The 21,084-nt window shown below is 73.7% G+C and carries 17 protein-coding genes and 1 pseudogene; 2 read left to right on the plus strand and 16 right to left on the minus strand.

The annotated features are described in order from the left end of the window. From ABD774_RS09380 to ABD774_RS09405, 6 genes and pseudogenes are all read right to left on the minus strand, one after another. Positions 1-462, minus strand: a pseudogene (locus ABD774_RS09380) (molybdopterin-dependent oxidoreductase); the annotation flags it as partial. A gap of 73 nt (positions 463-535) precedes the next feature. Beyond that, positions 536-1,792: an MFS transporter gene (locus ABD774_RS09385; protein ID WP_345040226.1), complete on the minus strand. Its 1,257-nt coding sequence runs from the start codon at positions 1,790-1,792 to the stop codon at positions 536-538. A gap of 300 nt (positions 1,793-2,092) precedes the next feature. Further along, positions 2,093-2,872 carry a maleylpyruvate isomerase family mycothiol-dependent enzyme gene (locus tag ABD774_RS09390; protein ID WP_345040228.1) on the minus strand — a complete coding sequence of 260 codons (780 nt, stop codon included), beginning with the start codon at positions 2,870-2,872 and terminating at the stop codon, positions 2,093-2,095. Beyond that, the gene (locus tag ABD774_RS09395; protein WP_345040231.1) at positions 2,869-3,732 is read right to left on the minus strand and encodes a fumarylacetoacetate hydrolase family protein; all 864 of its coding nucleotides are present in this window, start codon (positions 3,730-3,732) and stop codon (positions 2,869-2,871) included. The genes ABD774_RS09390 and ABD774_RS09395 overlap by 4 nt, the downstream gene beginning before the upstream one ends. Further along, a complete protein-coding gene (locus ABD774_RS09400) occupies positions 3,729-4,844 on the minus strand; it encodes a cupin domain-containing protein (protein WP_345040233.1) in 1,116 nt (371 codons plus the stop codon). The genes ABD774_RS09395 and ABD774_RS09400 overlap by 4 nt, the downstream gene beginning before the upstream one ends. Positions 4,845-4,863: 19 nt before the next feature. Continuing rightward, positions 4,864-6,135: an FAD-dependent oxidoreductase gene (locus ABD774_RS09405; RefSeq protein ID WP_345040235.1), complete on the minus strand. Its 1,272-nt coding sequence runs from the start codon at positions 6,133-6,135 to the stop codon at positions 4,864-4,866. A 111-nt stretch (positions 6,136-6,246) separates the two neighbouring features. On the opposite strand from ABD774_RS09405, the gene ABD774_RS09410 reads away from it, so the two are divergent. Continuing rightward, positions 6,247-7,020 (plus strand): IclR family transcriptional regulator, encoded by a 774-nt coding sequence (locus ABD774_RS09410; RefSeq protein ID WP_345040238.1) that lies wholly within the window; start codon positions 6,247-6,249, stop codon positions 7,018-7,020. Positions 7,021-7,074: 54 nt separating this feature from the next. On the opposite strand, the gene ABD774_RS09415 is transcribed toward ABD774_RS09410, so the two are convergent. The 5 genes from ABD774_RS09415 to ABD774_RS09435 form a co-directional block, all read right to left on the minus strand. Continuing rightward, positions 7,075-8,025 carry a 5'-3' exonuclease gene (locus ABD774_RS09415; protein ID WP_345040240.1) on the minus strand — a complete coding sequence of 317 codons (951 nt, stop codon included), beginning with the start codon at positions 8,023-8,025 and terminating at the stop codon, positions 7,075-7,077. A gap of 26 nt (positions 8,026-8,051) precedes the next feature. After that, the gene (locus ABD774_RS09420) at positions 8,052-9,215 is read right to left on the minus strand and encodes an ABC transporter permease (RefSeq protein ID WP_345040243.1); all 1,164 of its coding nucleotides are present in this window, start codon (positions 9,213-9,215) and stop codon (positions 8,052-8,054) included. Next, the gene (locus ABD774_RS09425) at positions 9,212-10,378 is read right to left on the minus strand and encodes an ABC transporter permease (protein ID WP_345040245.1); all 1,167 of its coding nucleotides are present in this window, start codon (positions 10,376-10,378) and stop codon (positions 9,212-9,214) included. The genes ABD774_RS09420 and ABD774_RS09425 overlap by 4 nt, the downstream gene beginning before the upstream one ends. Positions 10,379-10,380: 2 nt before the next feature. After that, positions 10,381-11,358: an ABC transporter ATP-binding protein gene (locus ABD774_RS09430; RefSeq protein ID WP_345040247.1), complete on the minus strand. Its 978-nt coding sequence runs from the start codon at positions 11,356-11,358 to the stop codon at positions 10,381-10,383. 348 nt (positions 11,359-11,706) lie between these two features. Beyond that, positions 11,707-12,612 (minus strand): TIGR03619 family F420-dependent LLM class oxidoreductase, encoded by a 906-nt coding sequence (locus tag ABD774_RS09435; RefSeq protein WP_345040249.1) that lies wholly within the window; start codon positions 12,610-12,612, stop codon positions 11,707-11,709. A gap of 389 nt (positions 12,613-13,001) precedes the next feature. Here ABD774_RS09435 and ABD774_RS09440 point away from each other — a divergent pair, with 389 nt between their 5' ends. After that, complete coding sequence (locus tag ABD774_RS09440) at positions 13,002-14,153, plus strand: DUF932 domain-containing protein (protein WP_345040251.1); 1,152 nt, start codon at positions 13,002-13,004, stop codon at positions 14,151-14,153. 9 nt (positions 14,154-14,162) lie between these two features. Here the strand turns inward: ABD774_RS09440 and ABD774_RS09445 are convergent, their stop codons facing one another. The 5 genes from ABD774_RS09445 to ABD774_RS09465 all read right to left on the minus strand — a co-directional run bounded on the left by ABD774_RS09445 (position 14,163) and on the right by ABD774_RS09465 (position 21,074). Further along, positions 14,163-14,501, minus strand: a complete 339-nt coding sequence (locus ABD774_RS09445) for a hypothetical protein (RefSeq protein WP_345040253.1) — start codon at positions 14,499-14,501, stop codon at positions 14,163-14,165. A 277-nt stretch (positions 14,502-14,778) separates the two neighbouring features. Further along, positions 14,779-15,771 carry an ornithine cyclodeaminase family protein gene (locus tag ABD774_RS09450; protein WP_345040255.1) on the minus strand — a complete coding sequence of 331 codons (993 nt, stop codon included), beginning with the start codon at positions 15,769-15,771 and terminating at the stop codon, positions 14,779-14,781. 83 nt (positions 15,772-15,854) lie between these two features. Next, entirely contained in the window at positions 15,855-16,526 is a 672-nt protein-coding gene (locus ABD774_RS09455; RefSeq protein WP_345040258.1) for a GntR family transcriptional regulator, read from the minus strand. 40 nt (positions 16,527-16,566) lie between these two features. Further along, positions 16,567-20,058, minus strand: a complete 3,492-nt coding sequence (locus ABD774_RS09460) for a proline dehydrogenase family protein (protein WP_345040260.1) — start codon at positions 20,056-20,058, stop codon at positions 16,567-16,569. 290 nt (positions 20,059-20,348) lie between these two features. Continuing rightward, positions 20,349-21,074, minus strand: coding sequence for a DUF72 domain-containing protein (locus tag ABD774_RS09465; RefSeq protein WP_345040262.1), 726 nt, complete (start codon positions 21,072-21,074; stop codon positions 20,349-20,351). Positions 21,075-21,084 lie beyond the last annotated feature (10 nt).

Raw genomic sequence — 21,084 nt, forward strand, 5'->3', positions numbered from 1 at the left:
GGCCGTCGCCGCGGCCGCGTGCTCCGCCGTCGCCCGCTCCCCCGCCCTCGGCACCAGCGCCGGCAGCGCGAGCGCGCCGGCGGCCGTGCCCGCCACCACCGGCCACACGGCGCCCCATCCGCCGTCGGGACGGCTCAGGGTGGCGGCCGCGGCCACGACGCCGATCAGGACGAGAACGCCGGAGCCGCGCCACCGCACCGTCCGCTCCGACAGGCCCGCGACCACCGCCAGGACGAGCAGGACGACGGTGATGCCGGCGCCGAGCGCGAGCTTGTCGCTCGTGCCGAACCAGGCGATGGCGAGGTCCTTGAGCCAGGCGGGCGTGCGGTCGATGAACGCCTCGGCGACCGCCTCGACCGGCCCGGGCCCGGTGGCCGCGACCCGGACGAGGAGCTCGGCCAGCGCGACGGAGCAACCCGTGACGACGAGCCCCACGAGCCCCGCGACTGCGCGGCCGGCCATGGTCCGAGCGTAGTCGTCGGCAGCCCCTGCCGGGCGGCGGGGGTGACCGGCGGTCACGCCTGCGTGCTGCCCCTCAGTGCGCGATGACCCGCTCGGCGTCGTGGGTGACCCCGAAGTGGCGCCAGATCCCCGCGAGCAGGAACGCGGAGGCGACGGCGCAGGCGCCGAAGAGCAGGAAGTTCGACCCGACCCCGAGCCCGGCCGCCAGCAGCAGGCCGCCGACCTGCGGTGCCAGGACGGCTCCGATGCGTCCCATGCCCAGGGCGAAGCCGAGGGCGGTCCCCCGCAGGTGCGCCGGGTAGTACGTGGCGACGGCAGCGATGATCAGCGCCTGCGTGCCGTGCGTGCCGACGCCGGCAAGCACGAGGATGACGTAGACCGCCCACACCGGCGGGGTCGTCAGGAGCGCGAGCAGGGCGAGCCCGGCGAGACCCGCGGCCACGACGCCGGTCGGGACGGTTCCGTACCGGTCGCCCGACCAGGCGGTCACCACGGACCCGGCGACGGCGCCCAGGTTGAGCGCGAGGGCGAAGGTCAGCGCGGAGCCGAGGTCGTAGCCGGCGATCTCCATGAGGTTCGGCAGCCAGGTGCCCAGCCCGTACCAGGCCATGAGGGTCACGACGGTGGCCCCGGCGAACAGGAGGGTGACGAGCAGGAACGGCGGACGCAGCAGCGTGCCGAATCCTGGGCGGTGCTCGTGGTGAGCGTGCGCGCGGCCCCGGTCGTGGTCGGCCGGGATGACCTTCCAGGCGACGGGGACGAGGATCACCAGCGCGACGAGCGCGAACGCGAACATCGGCCGCCAGCCCCAGGCGGGGATCACCGGGATGCCGACCAGGGCGGCGATCGAACCGCCGATCGGGACGCCGGACATCATCAGCGTGGCGACCGTGGCGCGCCACCGCTGGGGCACCAGGTCCGCGGCGAGGGCGTTGGCGCTGGGCACCAGACCGCCGAGGCCGAGCCCCGCGAGGAAGCGCAGCGCGCCGAAGCTGACCGGGTCCTGCGCCACCGCGCAGAGCACGGTGAAGACCGAGAGGACGACGGCGGAGCCGATGATGGTCAGCTTCCGGCCGAAGTGGTCGGCGAGCCGGCCGGCGCCCAGCGCGCCGAGCATCATCCCGAGGAAGGCGACCGACCCGAGGGTCCCGGCCGCGGCGGAGTCCAGCGACCACTCCTCGCGGAGCCGGGCCTGGACGGTGCCGTAGACGATGAGGTCGTAACCGTCGAAGACGACGAAGAGCCACGCCACCACGACGGCGGCGAGCGACGTCCGGTCCGGGGTCTGGGTGCCGCTGGTGGACCGGGCAGTTTCGGGTGCCAGTGCCATGAGAGTCCTTCGGTCTGGCCGACGTCGCACGCCGGCAGTGCAGCTGCGGGGCGCCGGCCACCGTTTCCGCCGAGGGAGGGTGTGGCGCCGAGAGGGCGCACCGGTGCGCGGTGGCGCAGCGGGCGGGGCGCCCAGCCTGGTGCGGCGGGCGTCGATGGCGGCACCTGGAGGCACCGCGCGCAGGCGAAGGCGCGCCCGTCGGGACGGGCAGGCGTCGCTCAGGAGCGTCAAGCTTGTGGCCGGGCCCGGAGGGCTCCCGGCGGTGCGGCGGCCCGTCGACGACGGGCCGCCGCGTGCCGGTCAGAACCAGCGCGGGATCTCGGGCACCTCACCGGTCGAGCTGGTGAGCCGGCGTTCGCCGCGGCCGGTGAGCCAGCGGACGAGGTCCGCGGTGGTGCCGCTGACCGTCGGGCCGGTGCCCTCTCCCACCGTGACCTGGCTGTTCCGGTCGGTGGGGGCGAGGACGAGGTCGACCTTCTCCTCGCGCCGCGCCCACGCCCTCAGGACGTCGGCGAGGAGCTCGTCGAGCAGGTCGGGCGGGAAGTCCCGGAAGGATCCGGCGTTGTCCAGGTCCACGGCGTGGACCCACACCTCGCGGGCGCGCATCCACGCGGTCTCCCGGGCCGGCACGGTGCGTCCCTGAGCGGTGCGGACCTCGTGGTCCCACTGCTCGTCGGTGAGATCGCGCCACTCGACGTTCAGGTGGACCTCGGCGTGGGCGAAGAGATTGCGCAGCGCCCGGGCGGGGAGGGTGGCCCCCCGGTCGATCTCGGCGCTGCGCTGGGTGGTCGAGGCGTACATGGGCGTCTCCACGCCTGTGCGCGCCCACTCGCACAGCCTGGTCAGCGCGCGGGCGTTGTACCCCACGTGCGCCACCAGGTGCGCCCGGGTCCAGCCCGGCAGCAGGCTCGGCCCGTAGAGCTCCTCGTCGGTCAGCTCGTTGAGCTTGCGGGCGAAGTACGCCGTGCCGGTCCGCGCCCACGCCAGCTCGCGCGCGGGGGCGTTCGCGGAGTCGTACCGCGCCCCCGCGCCCTGCCGCCGCCGGAGTTCCTCGCGGGCCTGCTCGAGCGAGGTGCTCATGCGCCCACCGTGGCGGCGGTCTGCTCGGCGCCGCCCGCCACCTTCTCCGCGACCGCCACGTTGACGACCTCGCCGATGCCGTCGATGGACACCGACACCGTCTGGCCCGCGGTGATGTAGCGGCCGGGCTTGCGCGCGTGGCCGACGCCCCCGGGGGTCCCGGTGGCGATGATGTCGCCGGGGTTGAGGGTGAAGATCGTGGAGATGTACTGCACGAGCGCGACGGCGTCGAAGACGAGGTCGTCGATGCGGGTGCGCTGCATCTCCTCGCCGTCGAGGCGGGTGACGAGCTCGGCGTCGGCCGGCAGCTCGTCCGGGGTGACGAGCACCGGGCCGACCGGCGTGGACCGCTCCCACGCCTTGCCCTGGAACCACTGCGGGGTGCGGTACTGGTAGTCGCGCATGGTGATGTCGTTCATCACCGTGTAGCCCGCGATGGCGGCCTTCGCCTGCTCCGCGTCGGCGCGGCGGACGGTCTTCCCGACGACGACGACGAGCTCGCCCTCCCAGTCGATCTTGTCCGACTCCGGCGGGATCTGGATCTCGTCGCGCGGACCGATGAGGGCCTCGGGGAACTTGGTGAACAGCGTCGGGTACTCGGGCAGTTCGCGGCCCATCTCGAGGATGTGGTTCCGGTAGTTCAGGCCGACGCAGACGATCTTGCCCGGGGTGGCCACCACGGGGGCCAGGTCCGCCGTCGCGAGGTCGTGCTCGGCACCGGAGGCCTCGGCCGCGGCGGAGAGGTCGCCGCGGCGCAGCAGGTCCCCGACGTCGGAGAAGCCGGCCAGCTCGACGGCCTTGTCGCCGTCGACGCGGGCGGCGACGGTGCCGGAGGTGGTGCGCAGGGTGGTCAGCTTCATCGGTCGGTCCCCTCGATGTACGTGCGGTCGAAGTGCAGACGCTCCATGATCGGCGCGTCGGAGAAACGGAAGAGGTCGAACTGGGTGTCGGCCTGCAGCGACCACGGCACCCACGACGGGATGACGAACATGTCGCCGATCTCGAGCTGGTGCTCGGTGCCGTCGATGACGGCCGAGCCGGAGCCCTCGAAGACCTGGAAGACGGTCGAGCCGACCTCACGGCGCGTGGCCGTCACGGCGCCTGCGCGCAGGCGGTGGAACTCGGCGCGGATGGTCGGCATGACGTCGCCGCCGGTGGTGGGGTTGACGTAGCGCACGGCGGCGTGACCCTGCTCGACGGTGGCCGGCTGGCCCTCCTCCTCGAGCAGCAGCTGCTCGGTGAGCGCGCGGTCGGTGTACTCCCACCGGTAGGCGCCGATCGGCGAGGAGACGGTGTTCTGCAGGCCGGAGAGCGGGCGCAGGCCGGGGTGGCACCACAGGCGCTCGCCGCGGGAGTAGTTCGGCGTCGCGTAGTCGGTCACGCGCTCGGAGCCGAACTCGAAGAAGCCGACGTCGTTCTGGTAGGAGAACGGGATGTCCAGACCGTCGATCCAGGCCATCGGCTTGTCGGTCTCGTTGTGGTGCCCGTGGAAGTTCCAGCCCGGCGTCAGCAGGAAGTCACCGCGGCTCATCCGGACGGGGTCGCCGTTGACGACGGTCCACACGCCCTCGCCCTCGACGACGAAGCGGAAGGCGTTCTGGGAGTGCCGGTGCTCCGGTGCCGTCTCCTTGGGGCCGAGGTACTGGATGGCGGCCCACAGCGTCGGGGAGACGTAGGGTCGGCCGCCCAGGCCCGGGTTCGCCAGGCCGATCGCGCGTCGCTCGCCGCCTCGCCCGACGGGCACGAGGTCGCCCGAGCGCTTCGCCAGCGGGTAGAGGGTCGACCACTTCCACACGTGCGACACCGCCCTGGGCGCCGGGTGCATGGGCATGAGGTCGTCGATCTGGGTCCAGAGCGGGACCATGTGGTTCGCCTCGAACCCGGCGTAGAGCTCGCGCAGCTCGGGGGTGTCCTCCGGCTGCATCGCGTTCTCGACGTCGCCGTGCTCCAGGGGCTGGTCGGTGGTGGTCATCTGTCGACTCCTTCGTCTCTCAGGCGTGGGCGGGGGTGGGGGCGGAGGTGGCCTCGGCCGGGGCGTCGCCGCCGACCGGCTGGGGGACGTTCCCTGCGTCGGCACCCTCGCGGACGGGACCGTACAGCCAGTCCACGAGGTGGTAGTCGTAGGTGTCGCGACGGCGGAACGCCTCGTCGCGCAGGATCATCGGCACGTGGGAGTCCACGTGCCAGATGTCGCCCCAGACGCGGGCGGTGGACTGGACGTTGCCGGCAGCCTCCACGCGCTCGGACTCGTACCGGGCCAGGGCCCGGTCCACGTCCTCGCGGGCCCAGGCGCCGTCGCCGAGGGTGGACAGCGCGGTGGAGATCGACGCGCCGTCGAGGAGGGACTGCCCGGCGCCCTGGGCGAGGTACTGCAGCATGGCGTGCGCGGCGTCGCCGAGCAGCGAGATCCGGCCCTTTGTCCAGTTCGTCAGCGGCTCACGGTCGGCCATCGGCCAGCGCTTGATGCGGCCGAGCGACGGGATCGCCACGCGCACCTGCTCGCACATGCCGGCGTAGGTGCGGTCGAGCTCCTCGGGCGTACCCCAGTCCTCCTTGCCCTCCAGGTACTCCTGGCTGCGGAAGACGGCGACCTGGTTGTACAGCTTGCCGGCGCGGACCGGGTACTGGACCAGGTGGAGGCCCGGACCCATCCAGACGACGACGTCGTCCATGTCCATGCGGCGGTCCACGTCCTCGACGGGGACCGCACCACGGTAGGCGACGTAGCCGGAGGGGACCGGCTCGTCCTGGACGATCTCCTTGCGGACGACCGAGTGCAGCCCGTCTGCGCCGATGAGCAGCTGACCGGTCAGCGCCGCGCCGTTGGCGCAGGTGACGACGACGGAGTCGCCCCTGTCCTCGACCTTCGTGACCCTGTGGTCGGTGCGCAGCACGACGTTCGGCTCGGCCTCGGCGGCCTCGCGCAGCGCGTCGAGAAGGTCGCTCCGGTGCAGGACGATGTACGGCGCGCCGTAGCGCCTGCGGGCGTCGACGAGGTCGAGCGTCGTGAGCATCTCGCCGGAGACGGCGTTCATGAAGACCAGTCGCTTGGGCTGGACGGACAGCGGGAGGATCTTCTCGAGCACGCCGACCTCGTCGAGCATGCGGGTGATGTTCGGCGCGAGCTGCAGCCCGGCGCCGACCTCGGCGAACTCGGGCGCCTGCTCAAGCACCGTCACGCGCAAGCCCTTGCGAGCCAGCATGAGGGCCGCCCCCAGCCCGCCGATGCCGCCGCCGGCGATGATCACCTGATCTGTGGACACAGTCCGCCTCCTCGCTGACTATCGCGCCCCGCCGCCGTGGTCGGGGTCACATGTTCGGATGACGTTAACCCGGGGCTTCCACTGTGTGCAACACCACGCTAGGCTGATTCTGTGCAGCAGAAAAGTGACCCGTACCGCATCGAAGCGGTCGACCGCGCCCTGCAGCTCCTCGGCCTGCTGCGGGACCGCGGGCGCCTGAGCGTGACCGAGGCTGCGCAGGAGCTCGGCGTCGCGCCGTCGACGGCGCACCGCCTCCTCAGCACCCTCGGGCACCGGGGCTGGGCGGTCCAGGGTGAGAAGAAGCTCTACGAGGCCGGACCGGAGCTTGCCGCGCCGGCGGTGTCCGCCGGGATCCCCGAGATCGTCCGCACGTTGCGGCCCTACCTCGACTCGCTCTTCGCCGAGCTGGGCGAGACGTCGCACCTCATGGTCCTCATCGGCTCGGACGTGCGCTTCGTCGACGGCATCGAGAGCGACCGCAGCCTCCGGGTGGGCCTGCGGGTCGGCACACGCATGCCCGCCTACACGACCTCGGGCGGCAAGGCGATGCTCGCCGAGCTCTCCCCCGACGCGCTCGCCGCGCTCCACCCCGCCGGGCTGCGGCCGTGGCCCGGCGGTCACGCGACGAACCTCGGCGAGCTCACGGCCGAGCTCGAACGGGTTCGCTCCCAGCGCTTCGGCTTCAACCAGGAGGAGAGCGAGCCCGGAGTCGCGGCCCTCGGCGCGTCCCTCGGGACGGCGGCGGGCGAGGTCCGCGCCGCGCTGACCGTGGCCGTGCCGACCGCCCGGTTCACCGGGGCGGACGCCGAGAAGATCGCCTCCGTCCTGGTCGAGTCCTGCGCCCGGGCGCGCGCGGAGCTCTGGCTCGCCGAGGCGGCTCGCTGACGGCGAGCGGCTCTTGCCGCACCAGCCCCGGCGATCCCCTGCCGCGCCGGCAGCTCAGCCGCCCCGGCGCTCCCCGGCCGCGGTGAGCGCCTGGACGACGCGCGTCATCGAGGAGGTCAGGTTCCACCGATCGGCGAGGTCGGCGACGGCGGCCGGGTCCGCGGGTGCGTCCGGCAGCCCGTCGTCCACGTCGGCCACCGGGGCGTCGTGCGCCACGCGCACCACGGTGGGCGCGACGGCGAGGTAGTCCCACGCTGCGCGGAACTTCACCTGCTGCCCGGCGCTCACCTCACCCGCCTCGACCGCCGCCAGCACGCCGGCGAGCGTGCCGTGCTTGCGCAGCAGCGACGCCGCGGTCTTCTCCCCCACTCCCGCCACACCCGGCAGGCCGTCGCTCGGGTCCCCCCGCAGCGTCGCCATGTCGGCGTACGCGGCGCCCGTCTCCACCCCGTAGCGCTCCCGCAGGTACGACTGGTCGACCACCTGGAGGTTCTTCACGCCCTTCACCGGGTACAGCACCCGCACGCCCGCGGTGTCGTCGACCAGCTGGAACAGGTCGCGGTCCCCGGTGACCACCTCGACCGGCGTACGGCGGCCGTCCTGGGCGACCTCGCGTGCGACCAGCGTGCCGATCACGTCGTCGGCCTCGAAGCCCGGAGCACCCGCCCGGGCGATCCCGAGGGCGGCGAGCGCCTCGACGATGACCGGCACCTGCGCGGTCAGGGCGGGCGGCACCTCCTCGCCGCCGTCGGCGGCGAGCCGGTGCTCCTTGTAGGAGGGGATGGCCGCCACCCGGAACGCGGGCCGCCAGTCGTCGTCCCAGCAGGCCACGAGACGGGCGGGGTGCCGGTCCGTCACCAGCTGGGCGATCATGTCGAGGAACCCGCGCACGGCGTTGACCGGTGTGCCGTCGGGTGCCTTGATGCTGTCGGGAACGCCGTAGTAGGCGCGGAAGTACAGCGAGGCGGAGTCGAGCAGGAGCAACGGCCCGGCGGCGTTCGTCATGGGTTCAGCATGCCGTACCGCCGGGGCTACATCGCCCGCGCCAGGCTGCGGCGCAGCGCCCACGAGCCCAGCGCCAGTGTCACGGCGGCCATGCCGAGCAGTACGCCGAGCCGGGGCAGGATGTCGGCCAGGCTCGCCCCGTGCCGCTGGATGTCGGCGAACGCCTCGTAGGCCCAGGCGTGCGGCGTCACGTGCGAGACCTCGCGCAGCGTGTCCGGGAAGAGCTCGAGGGGCAGCATCCCGCCGCCGAGGGCGGCGAGGACGAGACCGAGGCCGATGCCCAGGCCGACGGCGGCGTTCTCGTTGTCCAGCAGGGAGCCGACGAGCATCGCGGCGCCCGCGGCCACGGCGGCGAAGGCGGCCAGCACGAGCAGCGAGAGCCCGACGTCGCCCCACTCCACGCCGAAGAGCAGCGCCGTCGCGGCCATGATGTAGGCGCCCTGGAACAGCGCGATGACGAACCGGCCCAGCGCCTGGCCGGCCACCAGCTGGGTGGAGGAGACCGGGGCGGTGAGCGCGCGGGCGACCACCCCGTACCGGCGGCCCTGGATGAGGGTGCTGGACCCGGCGAGGGAGATCAGGAACACGAACAGCAGCAGCTGGGACGCCGCCCCGATGTCGAACTGCCCCAGTCCGGAGAACTCCTGCGCCACCGCGTCGACGTCCGTCACCTCGAGGCGGGGCGGCTCGAAGCCCTGGTCGGCGCGGTCCAGGGCGGCCGACGCCGCTCCCGCGCCCACCCCCGCCGCGGTCAGCGCGGCCACCTGGCCCTGCCGCGCGGTGACGGCCCGGACCGCGCTCTGGGCACGCTGCACGGTGACCGGGGCTCCCGCCTGCGAGCTCGCGACGATGTCGAGGGTGACGTCCTCGCCGGCGGCGTACGCGTCGGCGTCGGCGTCGTCGATCCGCAGCGCGGCGTCGGCGCGGCCGCGGGCGACCTGCTCGAGCGCGTCGTCGTCGTCGGCGAGGCTGACGCTGACGTCGCGGTCCTCGAGGGCGGTGACGACGGCGCTGCGCAGCTCGCTCCCCGCCCCCACGACGACGGCGCTGCCGGTGGTCCCGCCGCCCCCGAACTGCGAGCCGAGCACCAGCACGAGGACCAGCGGGAAGATGAAGACGAAGAAGATGTTGGAGCGGTCGCGGAGGAAGCGCCGCAGCTCGACGGCGGCGACGGCGAGCACGGCTCTCACAGCTCCCTCCCCCGGTCCGGCACCAGCAGGGAGGCTGCGGTGACGACGACGGCGAACGCGAGCATGTAGAGGACCGGGACACCGATGTCGGTCAGCCCCCCGCCGCCCGAGGTGATGCCCAGGCCGCGGATGAACGCGGCGACCGGGTTGAGGTCGAGGAGCTGGCCGGCGACGCCGGAGGCGGTGAGCGGGAAGAACGCGCCGCCCGCCGTGCCCAGCGCGATGGCGAAGATGGACTGCAGGACGTTGGCCTGCTCGGCGGTGCGGGCGACGCGGGCGATGACGAGCATGAGCGAGGTGGCCGCGGTCACCGCGCACACGACCAGCACCCCCACCGCGAGGGCGGAGCCGAAGCTGACGTCGAACAGCAGCGAGCCGACGACCAGGAGCACCGTCGTGGCCACGACGCCGAGCACGAAGCTGACCAGCGCCTTCGCGGCGACCACGAGGCCGGGCCGCATCGGCATCGAACGCAGCCGGGCGAGCGTGCCCTGCTCCCGTTCGTTCACCAGGCTCAGCACGCCGAAGCCGACGGTGAAGAGCAGGAACAGGCCGGCCTGCCCCGCCACGAGCGAGCCCAGGCCGCTGAGCTGCTCGTTCGACGCCTCGCCCTCGGCGAGCGTCACGGCCGGGCCTGCGGTGGCAGCCTGCTGCGCGATCGCCCCCACCTGCGCGGGCGGCATGCCGAGCTCGTCTGCGGCTCCGGCGGCCACCGTGCCGGCGGCGAGCTGGTCGAGAACACCCTGGACGACCGCGACGAGGACGTCAGACTCGATCCCCGCCCCGTCTCCTTCGACGATGTCGACGACGGGCCCCTCCCCGCGGGTGAGCGCCTCGCCGAAACCTTCCGGCACCACGAGCCCGAGCTCGGCGGTGCCGGCCTCTGCGAGCCCACGGACCTCGTCCGCCGCCACCTCCTGCACGGTGACCTCCGGCGACTCGAGCTCGCCGAGCGCGGCGAGGAGGACGGCGGCGAGCTCGTCGTCGGCCGGGACGGCGGCGGCCACGGTGACCGGCTCCAGCTCGAGGTCCTCCGTCCCTCCGAAGACGAGGTTGAAGACGAGCATGAGCGCGAGCGGGACCACGAGCGCGAAGATGACGACGGACTTGTCCCGGACCCGCTGGCGCAGGTCGGACGCGGTCAGGGTCCAGAGCTGGTTCACGGTCAGTCCCGCAGGGCCTTGCCGGTCAGGTGCAGGAACACCGACTCGAGGTTGGGTCGTGTGATCTCCACGCCGCTCAGCGACATCCCGGCGTCGGTGGCCCCGTTGACCACCGCGGCCACGGCCGCCGGTGCGTCGCGCACGGTCAGGACGATCTCCCGCCGGTCGGCGTCGACGTGCACGACGGCCGGCAGCGCCGCGAGGGCCTCGGCGGCGGCGGCGACGCTCCCACCCCCGCTGAGGCGGATGCGGTCGACGCCGCCGACGAGGCGGATCAGCTCGTCACGGGTCCCCTCGGCCTGGAACCTCCCGGAGTCGACGATCGCGATGCGGTCGCACAGCCGCTCGGCCTCCTCCATGTAGTGGGTGGTGTACAGCACCGCCATGCCCTCCACGGACAGCGCCTCGACGGACTCGAGGATCGCGTTGCGGGACTGCGGGTCGACGCCGACGGTGGGCTCGTCGAGGATGAGCAGGGTCGGCCGGTGGAGCAGGCCGATGCCGATGTTGAGCCGGCGCTTCATGCCGCCGGAGTACTCCTTGGTGGCGTCCTTGGCCCGGTCGGCCAGGCCCACGAGGTCCAGCACGGTGTCGATCCGTGAGCCGAGCTCCTTGCCGCGCAGGCCCTGGAGACGGCCGAAGAAGGTGAGATTCTCGCGGCCGGTGAGCTCCGGGTAGATCGCCAGGTCCTGGGGCACCAGGCCGATGTGCCGCTTGACCTCGGTGCGCGACGGGCCCATCGGCTGCCCGGCCACCGTGACGGTGCCGGCGTCGGCGGCGACGAGGCCCGCGATCATCGAGATGGTCGTGGTCTTGCCGGCGCCGTTCGGGCCGAGGAGCCCGTACGTCTCGCCCGGCGCGATGCGGAAGGAGACGCCGTCGACGGCGGTGAGGTCACCGAAGCGGCGGACGAGGTCCGTGACGACGAGCACGTCGCCCGCCGTTGCGGGCCTGGCAGGACGGTCGTCGGTGCGGGTCATCGTCACTGCGCTGCGCCTCTGCCTGTTGTCTCGGGTCCCGGCGGGGCCACCTGCTGGCATCGTGTCACGTACCGGTACCGACGCCGGAGGGTTTTTCCGAACGGCTGCCGTCCGTTCATCCCCAGTTCAGGGAGTTCTCGCCGCCGGAGGGGACCAAGGGCCCGGCCAGTGACACCGTGAGCCGGCCACCGTCCTGCCCGGCTGCCCGGCCACCGTCCTGCCCGGCTGCCCGGCTGCCCGGCCACCGTCCTGCCCGGCTGCCCGGCCACCGTCCCGCGCGGCTGCCCGGCTGCCCGGCTGCCCGGCCGCTGCCCGCTGCCCGCTGCCCGCTGCCCGCTGCCCGGGACGCTACGGAGCCGCGTCCGGCGCCAGCGCCTCGAGCACCTCGTGGGCCCGCCGCACGGCGGCGGCGGGGTCGGCGTCGGGGTGGCCGACGGCCGGGTCGAAGTTGAGGTCGGCGAAGAGCTCGGTGACGCCCTGGGCGGCGAGAGCCGGCAGGTCGGAGCGGATCTCGTCGAGCGTGCCCGTGAGGCGGGGCCCGCGCGGGACGCCCCGCACCACCCCGCGGCAGACGAAGCGCAGCCCTCCGGGATCGCGCCCGTGCGCCCGCGCTGCGGCGCGGACCCGGCCGATCGACGTGGACAGATCGTCGAGGTCGGCGCGGCTGGCACTGATCCATCCGTCGGCGAGACGGCCGACCCGGTCGAGCGCCCGTGGTGCTGCGCCGCCGAGAAGCACGGGCGGGGCGGGCTGCTGCACCGGTTTCGGCCGGACGACCGCTGCGGGCACCTGGTAGAAGGTGCCGGAGAACTCCACCGGGTCGGGCCCCCAGAGCGCCCGGAGGCAGGCGAGGTACTCCTCGGCGCGTGCGCCGCGCCGATCGTAGGACGTCCCGGCCGCGGCGAACTCCTCACGCTCCCAGCCGAGCCCGAGCCCGACGTCGAGGCGGCCCCCGGAGAGCACGTCGAGGGTCGCGAGCTGCTTGGCCAGCACCACGGGAGGCTGGAAGGGCATGTTGACGATGGCGGTGCCGAGCCGGACACGGTCCGTGACCGCCGCGGCGTGGGCGAGAGTGACGAGGGGGTCGAGCACGGAGGTGTAGACCGGCGGCAGGCGCGACCCCTCAGGGACGAGCAGTCGCTGGAACGTCCACAGGGACCGGTATCCCAGCTCCTCCGCCCGGCGCGCGATGCCGACGACGTTCTGCGGTGTGGCCCAGGAGCCCGAGACGGGCAGGGCGAAGCCGATGTCCATGGCGCCACCTCCTCCCGCCGCCGGGGCGCCTGCCGCCGGTTGCCGCGCCGCCGAGCGCCGGCCGCCGGCCACCAGTCGCCGGCCACCAGTCGCCAGTCGCCGTCGTCATGGTGCCGCGGGGCGCAGGGCGGCGCCAGCCCCGCCCTTCGCGCCGCCGTCTGAGCGGCCCGCCCGAGCGAGCCCCCCAGCGCCGCGCCCGAGCGCGCGCCCCACCCGAGCGAGTTACCCGAGCGACCGCCCCAGCTCGCCGCGCCCGAGCGCGCCCACCCGAGCGGCGCGCCGAACCCTCGGGCTGTCCACAACCGAGCGGTCGGGTGACCGGCAGGGTGTGGAGGCCGTCCGCGCGATGTGGGCGGGTCGCGGTTGGCTGCGGTCAAGGAGGCGATCCCATGACCACAGAGACACTGCTGTCCCTCAACACCCAGACCCTCATCGGCAACACCTCGCAGCGCGGCACGGCCTGGCACTACCGGGCCGAGATGCAGGGCGAGGAGCCGAACCACTACGCCGGACCGATCCCCACCGAAGACGTCGCCCGCCGGCTCTTCGGCTGGCGGGCGCAGTCCCGGCCCGTCGCCGTCGAGCGCCCCGCGGACGCGGCGACGATGACGCACCTGAGCGCGGCGGGCGAGCCCGTCCGCTGGGTGGCCGTGGAGTCACGGCAGGCCATCGTGCGGTCGGACCGCGGCGACGGCACGGTGCTCGGCGTCTTCACCCAGGCGTACGAGCCGCACCAGTACACCGACTACCTGCTCCGCACGGTGTCGGACATCCTCGACGACTCGCTCACGATCAGCTCCGCCGGGCTGCTCCGTGACGGCGCCATCGCCTGGGTCGAGGTGAGTATGCCCGAGTCGATCACCACACCCGAGGGCGTCGAGTTCCGGCCGAACCTCCTGGCCACCACCACGCACGACGGCTCCCTGGCGACGACGTACAAACGCACGGTGACGGACGTCGTGTGCGACAACACCCGTGCGGTCGCGCTGGCGGAGCGCGGGCAGGAGCTGCGCATCCGACACTCGCGCAACTCCCGGGTCAAGCTCGACGCCGCCCGCCGGGCTCTGGCGATCGTTCACACGACCGGCGAGGCCTTCACCGAGGAGATCCGGCGGTTGTGCCGGATCGACGTGGATCGGCGGACCTGGTCCAGGTTCCTCGATTCCTGGGTGCCCCTGAAAGGGCCGCAGGACGAGCTGCTGCCGCCGCGGGCCCTCAAGCATGCCGAGCGGAAGCGGGAGGCGATCGACGAGCTCTACGTCCACGACCGCCGTGTCGAGCCGTGGGGCGGGACGGCGCACGCGGTGCTCCAGGCGGTGAACACCTACGAGCACCACGCCAGCCCTATGCGGGGAACATCACGAGCGCAGCGCAACATGCTGCGCACGGTGGACGGAACCTACGCGTCGCTGGACCGTGCGGTCTGGGCGGCGCTGGAGCGCGTGCTCCCCGCCGAGGCAGCCGAACGAGCCTCCGTCGCGGGCCCCGCGAAGACCTTCGCCACGGACGCGGCGACGGGCTGGGTGCTGGTGGGCGGGTGAGGCGAAGCGTCAGCGACCGAAGGTCTCGTAGTACTCCCACGACGGGGGCACCGGGCGGAGGCCCCGGGTGCCGGCACGTGCGGGGGCAAGGGCGGGCACCGCCCGCAATTTCCGCCCCGGTGTGTCGGCGGCCGCCGACGCACCGGCGGACAGGATCGGGGAGAGGCCCAGCACCAGCCCGGCGCCCATGACCACGGCGAGGAGCGCCGCGAGCAGCGTGCTGGTGATCCCCGCGGAGGCGAGCAGCCCAGTCACGAGGAGGCCACCGGCGAAGAGCACCCATCCCCTGCGAGCCGGGGACAGCTTGGCGAACCATCCGGAACTGCCGGGGACGTGGGGGCGGCGCATCGGACCTCCAGGGGGAGAAGTGGTTGGGACGGGACCTTAGTCCCGGGTGAAAACGGACGCGAGGCGTTGTCCGATTGATCCCTGAAATTCCGCCGGTTCGTCTCAGGATTCGGACTGCGGACCGGCTCTCCGCGCACGGGACCGGGCTCGTCACCGACCACCACGGCCCGCCGCTCGGTGAGCGTCGTCCCGTGGCGAGCACGATCGTTCCCGCGGTACCTCGTTCCGCCACCAGCCGCGGCTTCCGACTGCCGGGGACGGCGGCTCCCCGCTGGGCTCAGGCGCCTCGCGCCGTGGCGGCACGGTAGATGGCGGACGCCACCACGAGGTCCTCCCACGGCATCCCTGTGCCCTTGAACAGCCGCGGTCCGGGAGCGTCGAGGCGGGCTCGGCCGGTGACGACGTCGTGCAGCGTGACCAGCTCGTCCTCCCGGAGCGCCCCCGACGCGAGCGGGATGACGACGTCGCCGGCCTCGCGGAGCGTGCTCGCCCGGGACTCCACGACGACGCTCGCCCGGCGGACGAGCGCGTCGTCCACCTCGCGCTCGTCCGGGAAGTGCGAACCCATCGCAACGACGACGGCGCCGTCCTTGACGAGGCTGCCGTCGAAGAGCGGCGTCGGTGAGGCGGTGCAGCAGCAGATGAGATCGGCCTGCTCGACGGCGGCCGCCGCGACGTCGAGGCGGCAGGTGCTCACCGTGACGCCCGCCGCCCGGACCTCGTCGGCGAGGCTTTCGAGCGCGTCCGGCGTGCGACCGACCAGGGTCACCTCGGCGACGGCGCGCGTCTCGAGCAGGGCGAGGACGTGGCCCCGCGCCTGCGCCCCGGTGCCGAAGACGGTGAGCCGCTCGGGGCCGGAGGGCGCGGGTGCCAGGTGACGCACCGCGAGAGCGGAGACAGCCGGGGTGCGCAGGTTGGTCAGGGCGATGCCGTCGACGATGGCGGCCGGCCGCTGGCCGGGCCCCTCGAACAGCACGTACGCGCCCTGGATGAGCGGCAGGTCAGTGTTGCCGGGCGTGCTCGAGAGGAGTTTGACCCCGGAGAGGTCACCGAGCGTGGAGGGCATGATGAGGAGCTCGCCGGTCGCCGTCGTCACGCGCGAGCGCGGGGCGTCGCGCTCGGGGTCGAGCCCGCCGAGCAGCGCCGCCTCGAGGGCGTCGACGGCGGCAGTCGTCGACGTCGTTCGCGCGACGTCCTCCGCGGAGAAAAGGGCCATGCCGGCGAAGGTCGCGGGCGCGACCCGGCTGGCGCCCTGGGCGGGTGTGGTCATGGTGCCTTCCCGGCGTGCCTGGCACGCCATCGCTGAGGGTGCGCGGCGGGCGTCAGCCCGTCGCCGAGGGTGCGCGGCGGGCGTCAGCCCGTCGCTGAGGCCGGCCCGGCCCCCGGCAGCGGGCTCGCCCAGTCTCCACGGACGTGGCCGAGGTGCGTACCCATCACCCGGGCGGCCCGCTCGCCGTCCCCGGCGACGAGCGCCTCCAGCAGCTCCGCGTGCTCCGCCGCGGAGGACTCCAGCTGCCCCTCCTCGGCGAGGTTGTGCAGGCCGTACAGGCGGGTCTGGTCACGCAGGTTGGCGACGAACTTCACCAGTCGCCCGTTGCCGAGCAGCTCGAGCAGCGACAGGTGAAACTCCCGGTCGGCGGAGAGAAACCTGGCGACGTCCCTGGCCGCCGCGGCGGCGGCGCTCTCCTCGGCGTGCCGGCGCACGTCCTCCTCGCGTCCGGCGATGCCCTCCTCGCCGAGTCGCCGCATCGCCGGCACCTCGAGCATGAGGCGGAGCTCGTGGATCTCGTCGAGGTCCTCGTCGGTCAGGCGGGTGACCTGGAACCCGACGTTGGGGACGACCTGCATGATCCCCTGCTCGACGAGCGTGAGCATGGCCTCGCGGACCGGACCGTTGGAGGTGCCGAGCCGCGCGGCCATGCCCGCCGCCGAGTGGATCTCGCCGGGCCGGATCTCCCCGGAGACCATGCCCTGGCGGATGACCGCCAGGGCCTGGTCCTTGAGGCTGGGCCGCGTGAGCTTCACGACCGTGTCCTTACGTCTGTCCTTACGTCTGTCACGGCGGTCAGTGCCCGGCCGGCAGGTGGCCGAAACGGTGCAGGGTGCGGGAGACGGCCTGCTCGCGCAGGAAGGTGAGCAGCTCGCGCCGCCCGGTGGCGAGCACCGGCCCGTCGAGCACCGTGACCGCGGGCGAGGCCAGCTCGTCGACGATGCGGGCTGCCTCGTCCCCCGAGCCGATGACGCGGACGCGGTCCACGGGCTCGCGCCGCACCTGGGCGACGAACTCCTCGGTGCTCTCACCCCGCGTGACGTGCTCGGCCAGGCGGCGCAGCCCCGCCCGGGCCGTCTCGCCGGAGGCGTCGCGGGACTTCAGGGCCGCGCTGGTCTGCGGGTCGAGGCTGACGCGGACGCGGCTGCCGGCGAGCTGGGCGGCCAGCAGCACCCGCACCAGCTCGACGACGGACGCGCCGGGCACCGTGCGCACGGTCACCTCGGCGGGCCGGTACCGGAACGTGTTGGCCTCGACCTCCAGGCCGCTCTCGTCGCGCTCGACCCCGAGGTCGGAGGCCCAGGCGGCGGCGTCGGAGGCGACGGCGGACCGCAGCCAGGACCGGTCGGCCTGCGAGGTGACCAGACCGGTGTAGTCGTCCAGGGCCCCGCGCACGGCCGCCGTGGTCTCGGCCTGGCGCGCCGGCACGCCGTCGGGAGCCCACGTGCCGAGCTGGGCGACGTAGTTCGGCCCGCCCGCCTTCGCGCCCGGCCCCACCGAGGAGGACTTCCAGCCGCCGAAGGACTGGCGCCGCACGATGGCGCCGGTGATGTGCCGGTTGACGTAGGCGTTGCCGACCTCGACCGTCTCCAGCCACCGGTCGATCTCGGCCTCGTCGAGCGAGTGCAGGCCCCCGGTGAGGCCGTAGGCGGTCGCGTTCTGCAGCGCGACGGCCTCGTCGAGGTCCTTGGCGTACATGATGCCGAGCACGGGGCCGAAGGCCTCGGTGAGGTGGAAGAAGGAGCCGGGGGCGACGTCGTCCTTCAGGCCCGGCGACCACAGGCGCCCGGTGTCGTCGAGCTGACGGGGCTCCACGAGCCACGTCTCGCCCGGCTCGAGGACGGTGAGCGATCGCTCGAGCTTGCCGGTGGGCGGCTCGATGACCGGGCCCATCGTCGTCGTCAGGTCGGTCGGCCAGCCCACGCGGAGGGACCTCACGGCGTCGACCAGCTGGCGGCGCAGCCGCTCCGACCGGCCGGCGGAGCCGACCAGGATGACCAAGGAGGCGGCGGAGCACTTCTGCCCGGCGTGCCCGAAGGCGCTCTTGACCAGGTCGGCCACGGCGAGGTCGTAGTCGGCCGCGGGCGTGATGACCAGGGCGTTCTTGCCCGAGGTCTCCCCCAGCACCCGCGCCCCGCCGGGACGACCGCGGCGCCAGGACATGAACATCTCGGCGGTCTCGGCCGCGCCGGTGAGGATGACGGAGTCGACCCCCTCGTGGGCCACCAGCGCCCGGCCGACCTCGCGCTCGTCGGCGCGCACCACCTGTGCGACGTCGGCCGGGACGCCCGCCGCGTGCAGGGCGGCCATGGCGATCTCGGTGCAGCCGGGAACCGGGTGCGCGGGCTTGATGACGACGGCGGAGCCGGCCGCCAGGGCGGCGAGGACACCGCCGATCGGGATCGCCACGGGGAAGTTCCACGGCGGCGTGACGAGCGTGAGCACGTCCGGGGTGAAGCGGGCGCCGTCGGCGTGCAGCGAGGCGCCGCCCTCGAGCTCGAGGGCGCGGTCGGCGTAGTAGCGGGCGAAGTCGATCGCCTCGGAGACCTCCGGGTCCGCCTGGTCGATGGTCTTGCCACCCTCGTGGACCATCTGGGTGATCAGCGCACCGCGCCTGGCCTCGAGCTCGTCCGCGGCGCGGCGCAGCACCGCGGCCCGCTCGGCGGCCGGGGTGGAGGCCCAGGCAGGCTGGGCGTCGCGCCCACGGGCGACGACCTCGTCGACCGCGGCGACAGAGCCCAGGACGGGCGAGGTCAGCGGGGCGGGCGAGGCGGAGACGAGACGTCCGGCCCACTCGCGCACCTCGGGCAGTGCGGGGTCGGCGTCGGTGGCGTTGGTGAACGACTCGCCGGCGGGCTCGTGGTCGGCAGAGCGCCGCGGTGACGTCGGCGTCGTGGGGATGTCCTGCACGGACGCGCGGAAGCGGCGCTCCTGGTCGGTCATCGCCGCCTCGCCCCCGGCGAAGAGCCCGTGGAGGAAGTTCTGGGACTGCGCGTTCTCCTCGAGACGGCGGATCAGGTAGGAGACCGCCACGTCGAAGTCCTCGGGCGCGACCACGGGAGTGTAGAGAATGACCGTGCCGACCGTGTCCCGCACCGCGCGCGCCTGCGAGGGCGCCATGCCCTGCAGCATCTCGACGTCGAGGGACGCGCCGACCCCCCGGCGCTCCGCGAGCAGGTGCGCCAGGGCGACGTCGTAGAGGTTGTGGGAGGCGACGCCCAGGCGAGCGATCCCGGTGAGCTCCGGGCGGAGGGTGCGCTCCACGAGGCGCAGGTAGTTCGCGTCCACCTCGGCCTTGGTCGTGTACGGGGCCTGCTGCCAGCCGTGCAGCTCCGCCTCGACGCGCTCCATGGACAGGTTCGCACCCTTGACCAGGCGGATCTTGATCGGGGCGCCGCCGTCGGCCACCCGCTGCCGGGCGAACGCGAGGAGCTCGTCGAGCCCGCGGTTGGCGTCCGGCAGGTAGGCCTGGAGCACGATGCCCGCCTCGAGGTCGGTGAACTCCGGCTCGGAGAGCAGCGCGGTGAACACCGCGATGGTCAGGTCGAGGTCGCGGTACTCCTCCATGTCCATGTTGACGAACGCGTGCGGGGAGCGGGCCTTCGCGGCCCGGTAGATCGGGCGCAGACGCTCGGTGACGCGCGCGACCGTGCCCGCGGTGTCCCAGGTCGAGATCTGCGAAACGAGCGAGGAGACCTTGATCGAGACGTAGTCGACGTCGTCGCGCTCGAGGAGCGCCCGCGTACGGTCGGCTCGCGAACCCGCCTCCGCCTCGCCGAGGACGGCCTCGCCGAGGAGGTTGATGTTGAGCCGGAAGCCCTCCGCGCGTGCCCGGACGAGGTGCTGCGCCAGGGCGGGGTCGTGGGCGTCGACCACGAGGTGGCCGACCAGCTGGCGCAGGCGCTTGCGCGCCAGCGGCACGACGACGCCCGGCGCCAGCGGCGCCACCTTCGCCCCGACGGCGAGGAGCGCCCGGTCCGACGGCGAGAGGAACCCGGCGGCACCGGCGGACAGGCCGGTCAGCTCGCGGGCCGCCACCCGGGAGTCCTCCGGCCGGGCCACTCGGTCCACGAACCGCACGGCGAGGTCGAGACCCTGCGGGTCGCCCACCAGGCCGGCCAGCTGCTGGGAGGTCGCTCGCTCCTTGTCGGACTGGCCGGCCTCGGTGGCGGCCAGCCACTGGTCGGCGAGGGCGACGGCGTCCTCGACCAGCGCGGACAGGTCGGCCGGGACGCCGGCGGGCTCCGCCGTCGGCTCGTCGTGGCGGTGGGTGGTGCTCGCAGCCATGGGTGCTCCTGTCGGCAACGCCTCGCCGGCTGACGCGGGATAGGCCACGACGCCCGGTGAGTGATTGATTACCTGTTACTCGGTAGCGCGAACGTAGCGACCGCGAGCTTCGGCGTCAATCGCAGCCGAGAAGTCGTCAGGCCGCAGCTCGCGCCGGCGCCTGGTGCCCCGCACCGCCGTCAGCTCAACAACACGCGCCTGGCGCCCCGCACCCGTCCTCGGCTCAACAACTCGCGCCTGGCGCGCACCCGTCCTCGGCTCAACAACTCGCCTGACGCCGCGCACCGTCGTCAGCTCAGCAGCTCGCGCAGGCGCCTGGCGTTGCGGACGGCGTTGCCGGCGCCGTCGTTGTTCAGGTAGACGAAGACCTCCTTGCCTGCGCCCTCCCACTCCCGCACGCGATCCGCCCACCAGCGCAGGTCGTCCTCGCCGTAGGACCCGCCGTAGAGATGGTGGTGGTCAGGACCGTGGAGCCGGACGTACACGAACGGGGCGGTGGCGCGCAGGACGCAGGGCAGGCCCGCGCCGCTCATGACGCAGTAGGCGGCTCCGTGCCGCTCCAGCAGCTCGTACACCGCACCGTCGTCCCAGCTCGGGTGGCGCAGCTCCACCGCGACCCGCATCCACCACGGCAGTCGGCCGAGGAAGTACGCGAGCCGGGCGTCGTCGCGCTCCTGCGAGGGCGCCAGCTGCACGAGCAGGACGGCCCGCCGCTCACCCAGCTCGTGCCACGACCGCACCATCCGCTCGACCCAGATCTCCGGGGAGTACAGCCGCCTGCCGTGGGTCAGGCCGCGGGGCGCCTTCACCGACAGCTGGAATCCGGGCGGCAGGCGGCGCCGCCACCCGGCGAAGACCGCCTCGCGCGGCCACCGGTAGAAGCTCGCGTTCAGCTCGACGGTGCCGAACTCCGCGGCATAGCGGTCGAGGCGGTGCCGCGGGTGGAGTCCCGGCGGGTAGAGGACGCCCTCCCAGTGGTCGTAGGACCACCCGGAGGTGCCCACGTGCACGCTCACCGCGCGGTCC

Origin of the sequence: Georgenia daeguensis, assembly GCF_039537705.1 — a bacterium.
Lineage (GTDB): Bacteria > Actinomycetota > Actinomycetes > Actinomycetales > Actinomycetaceae > Georgenia > Georgenia daeguensis.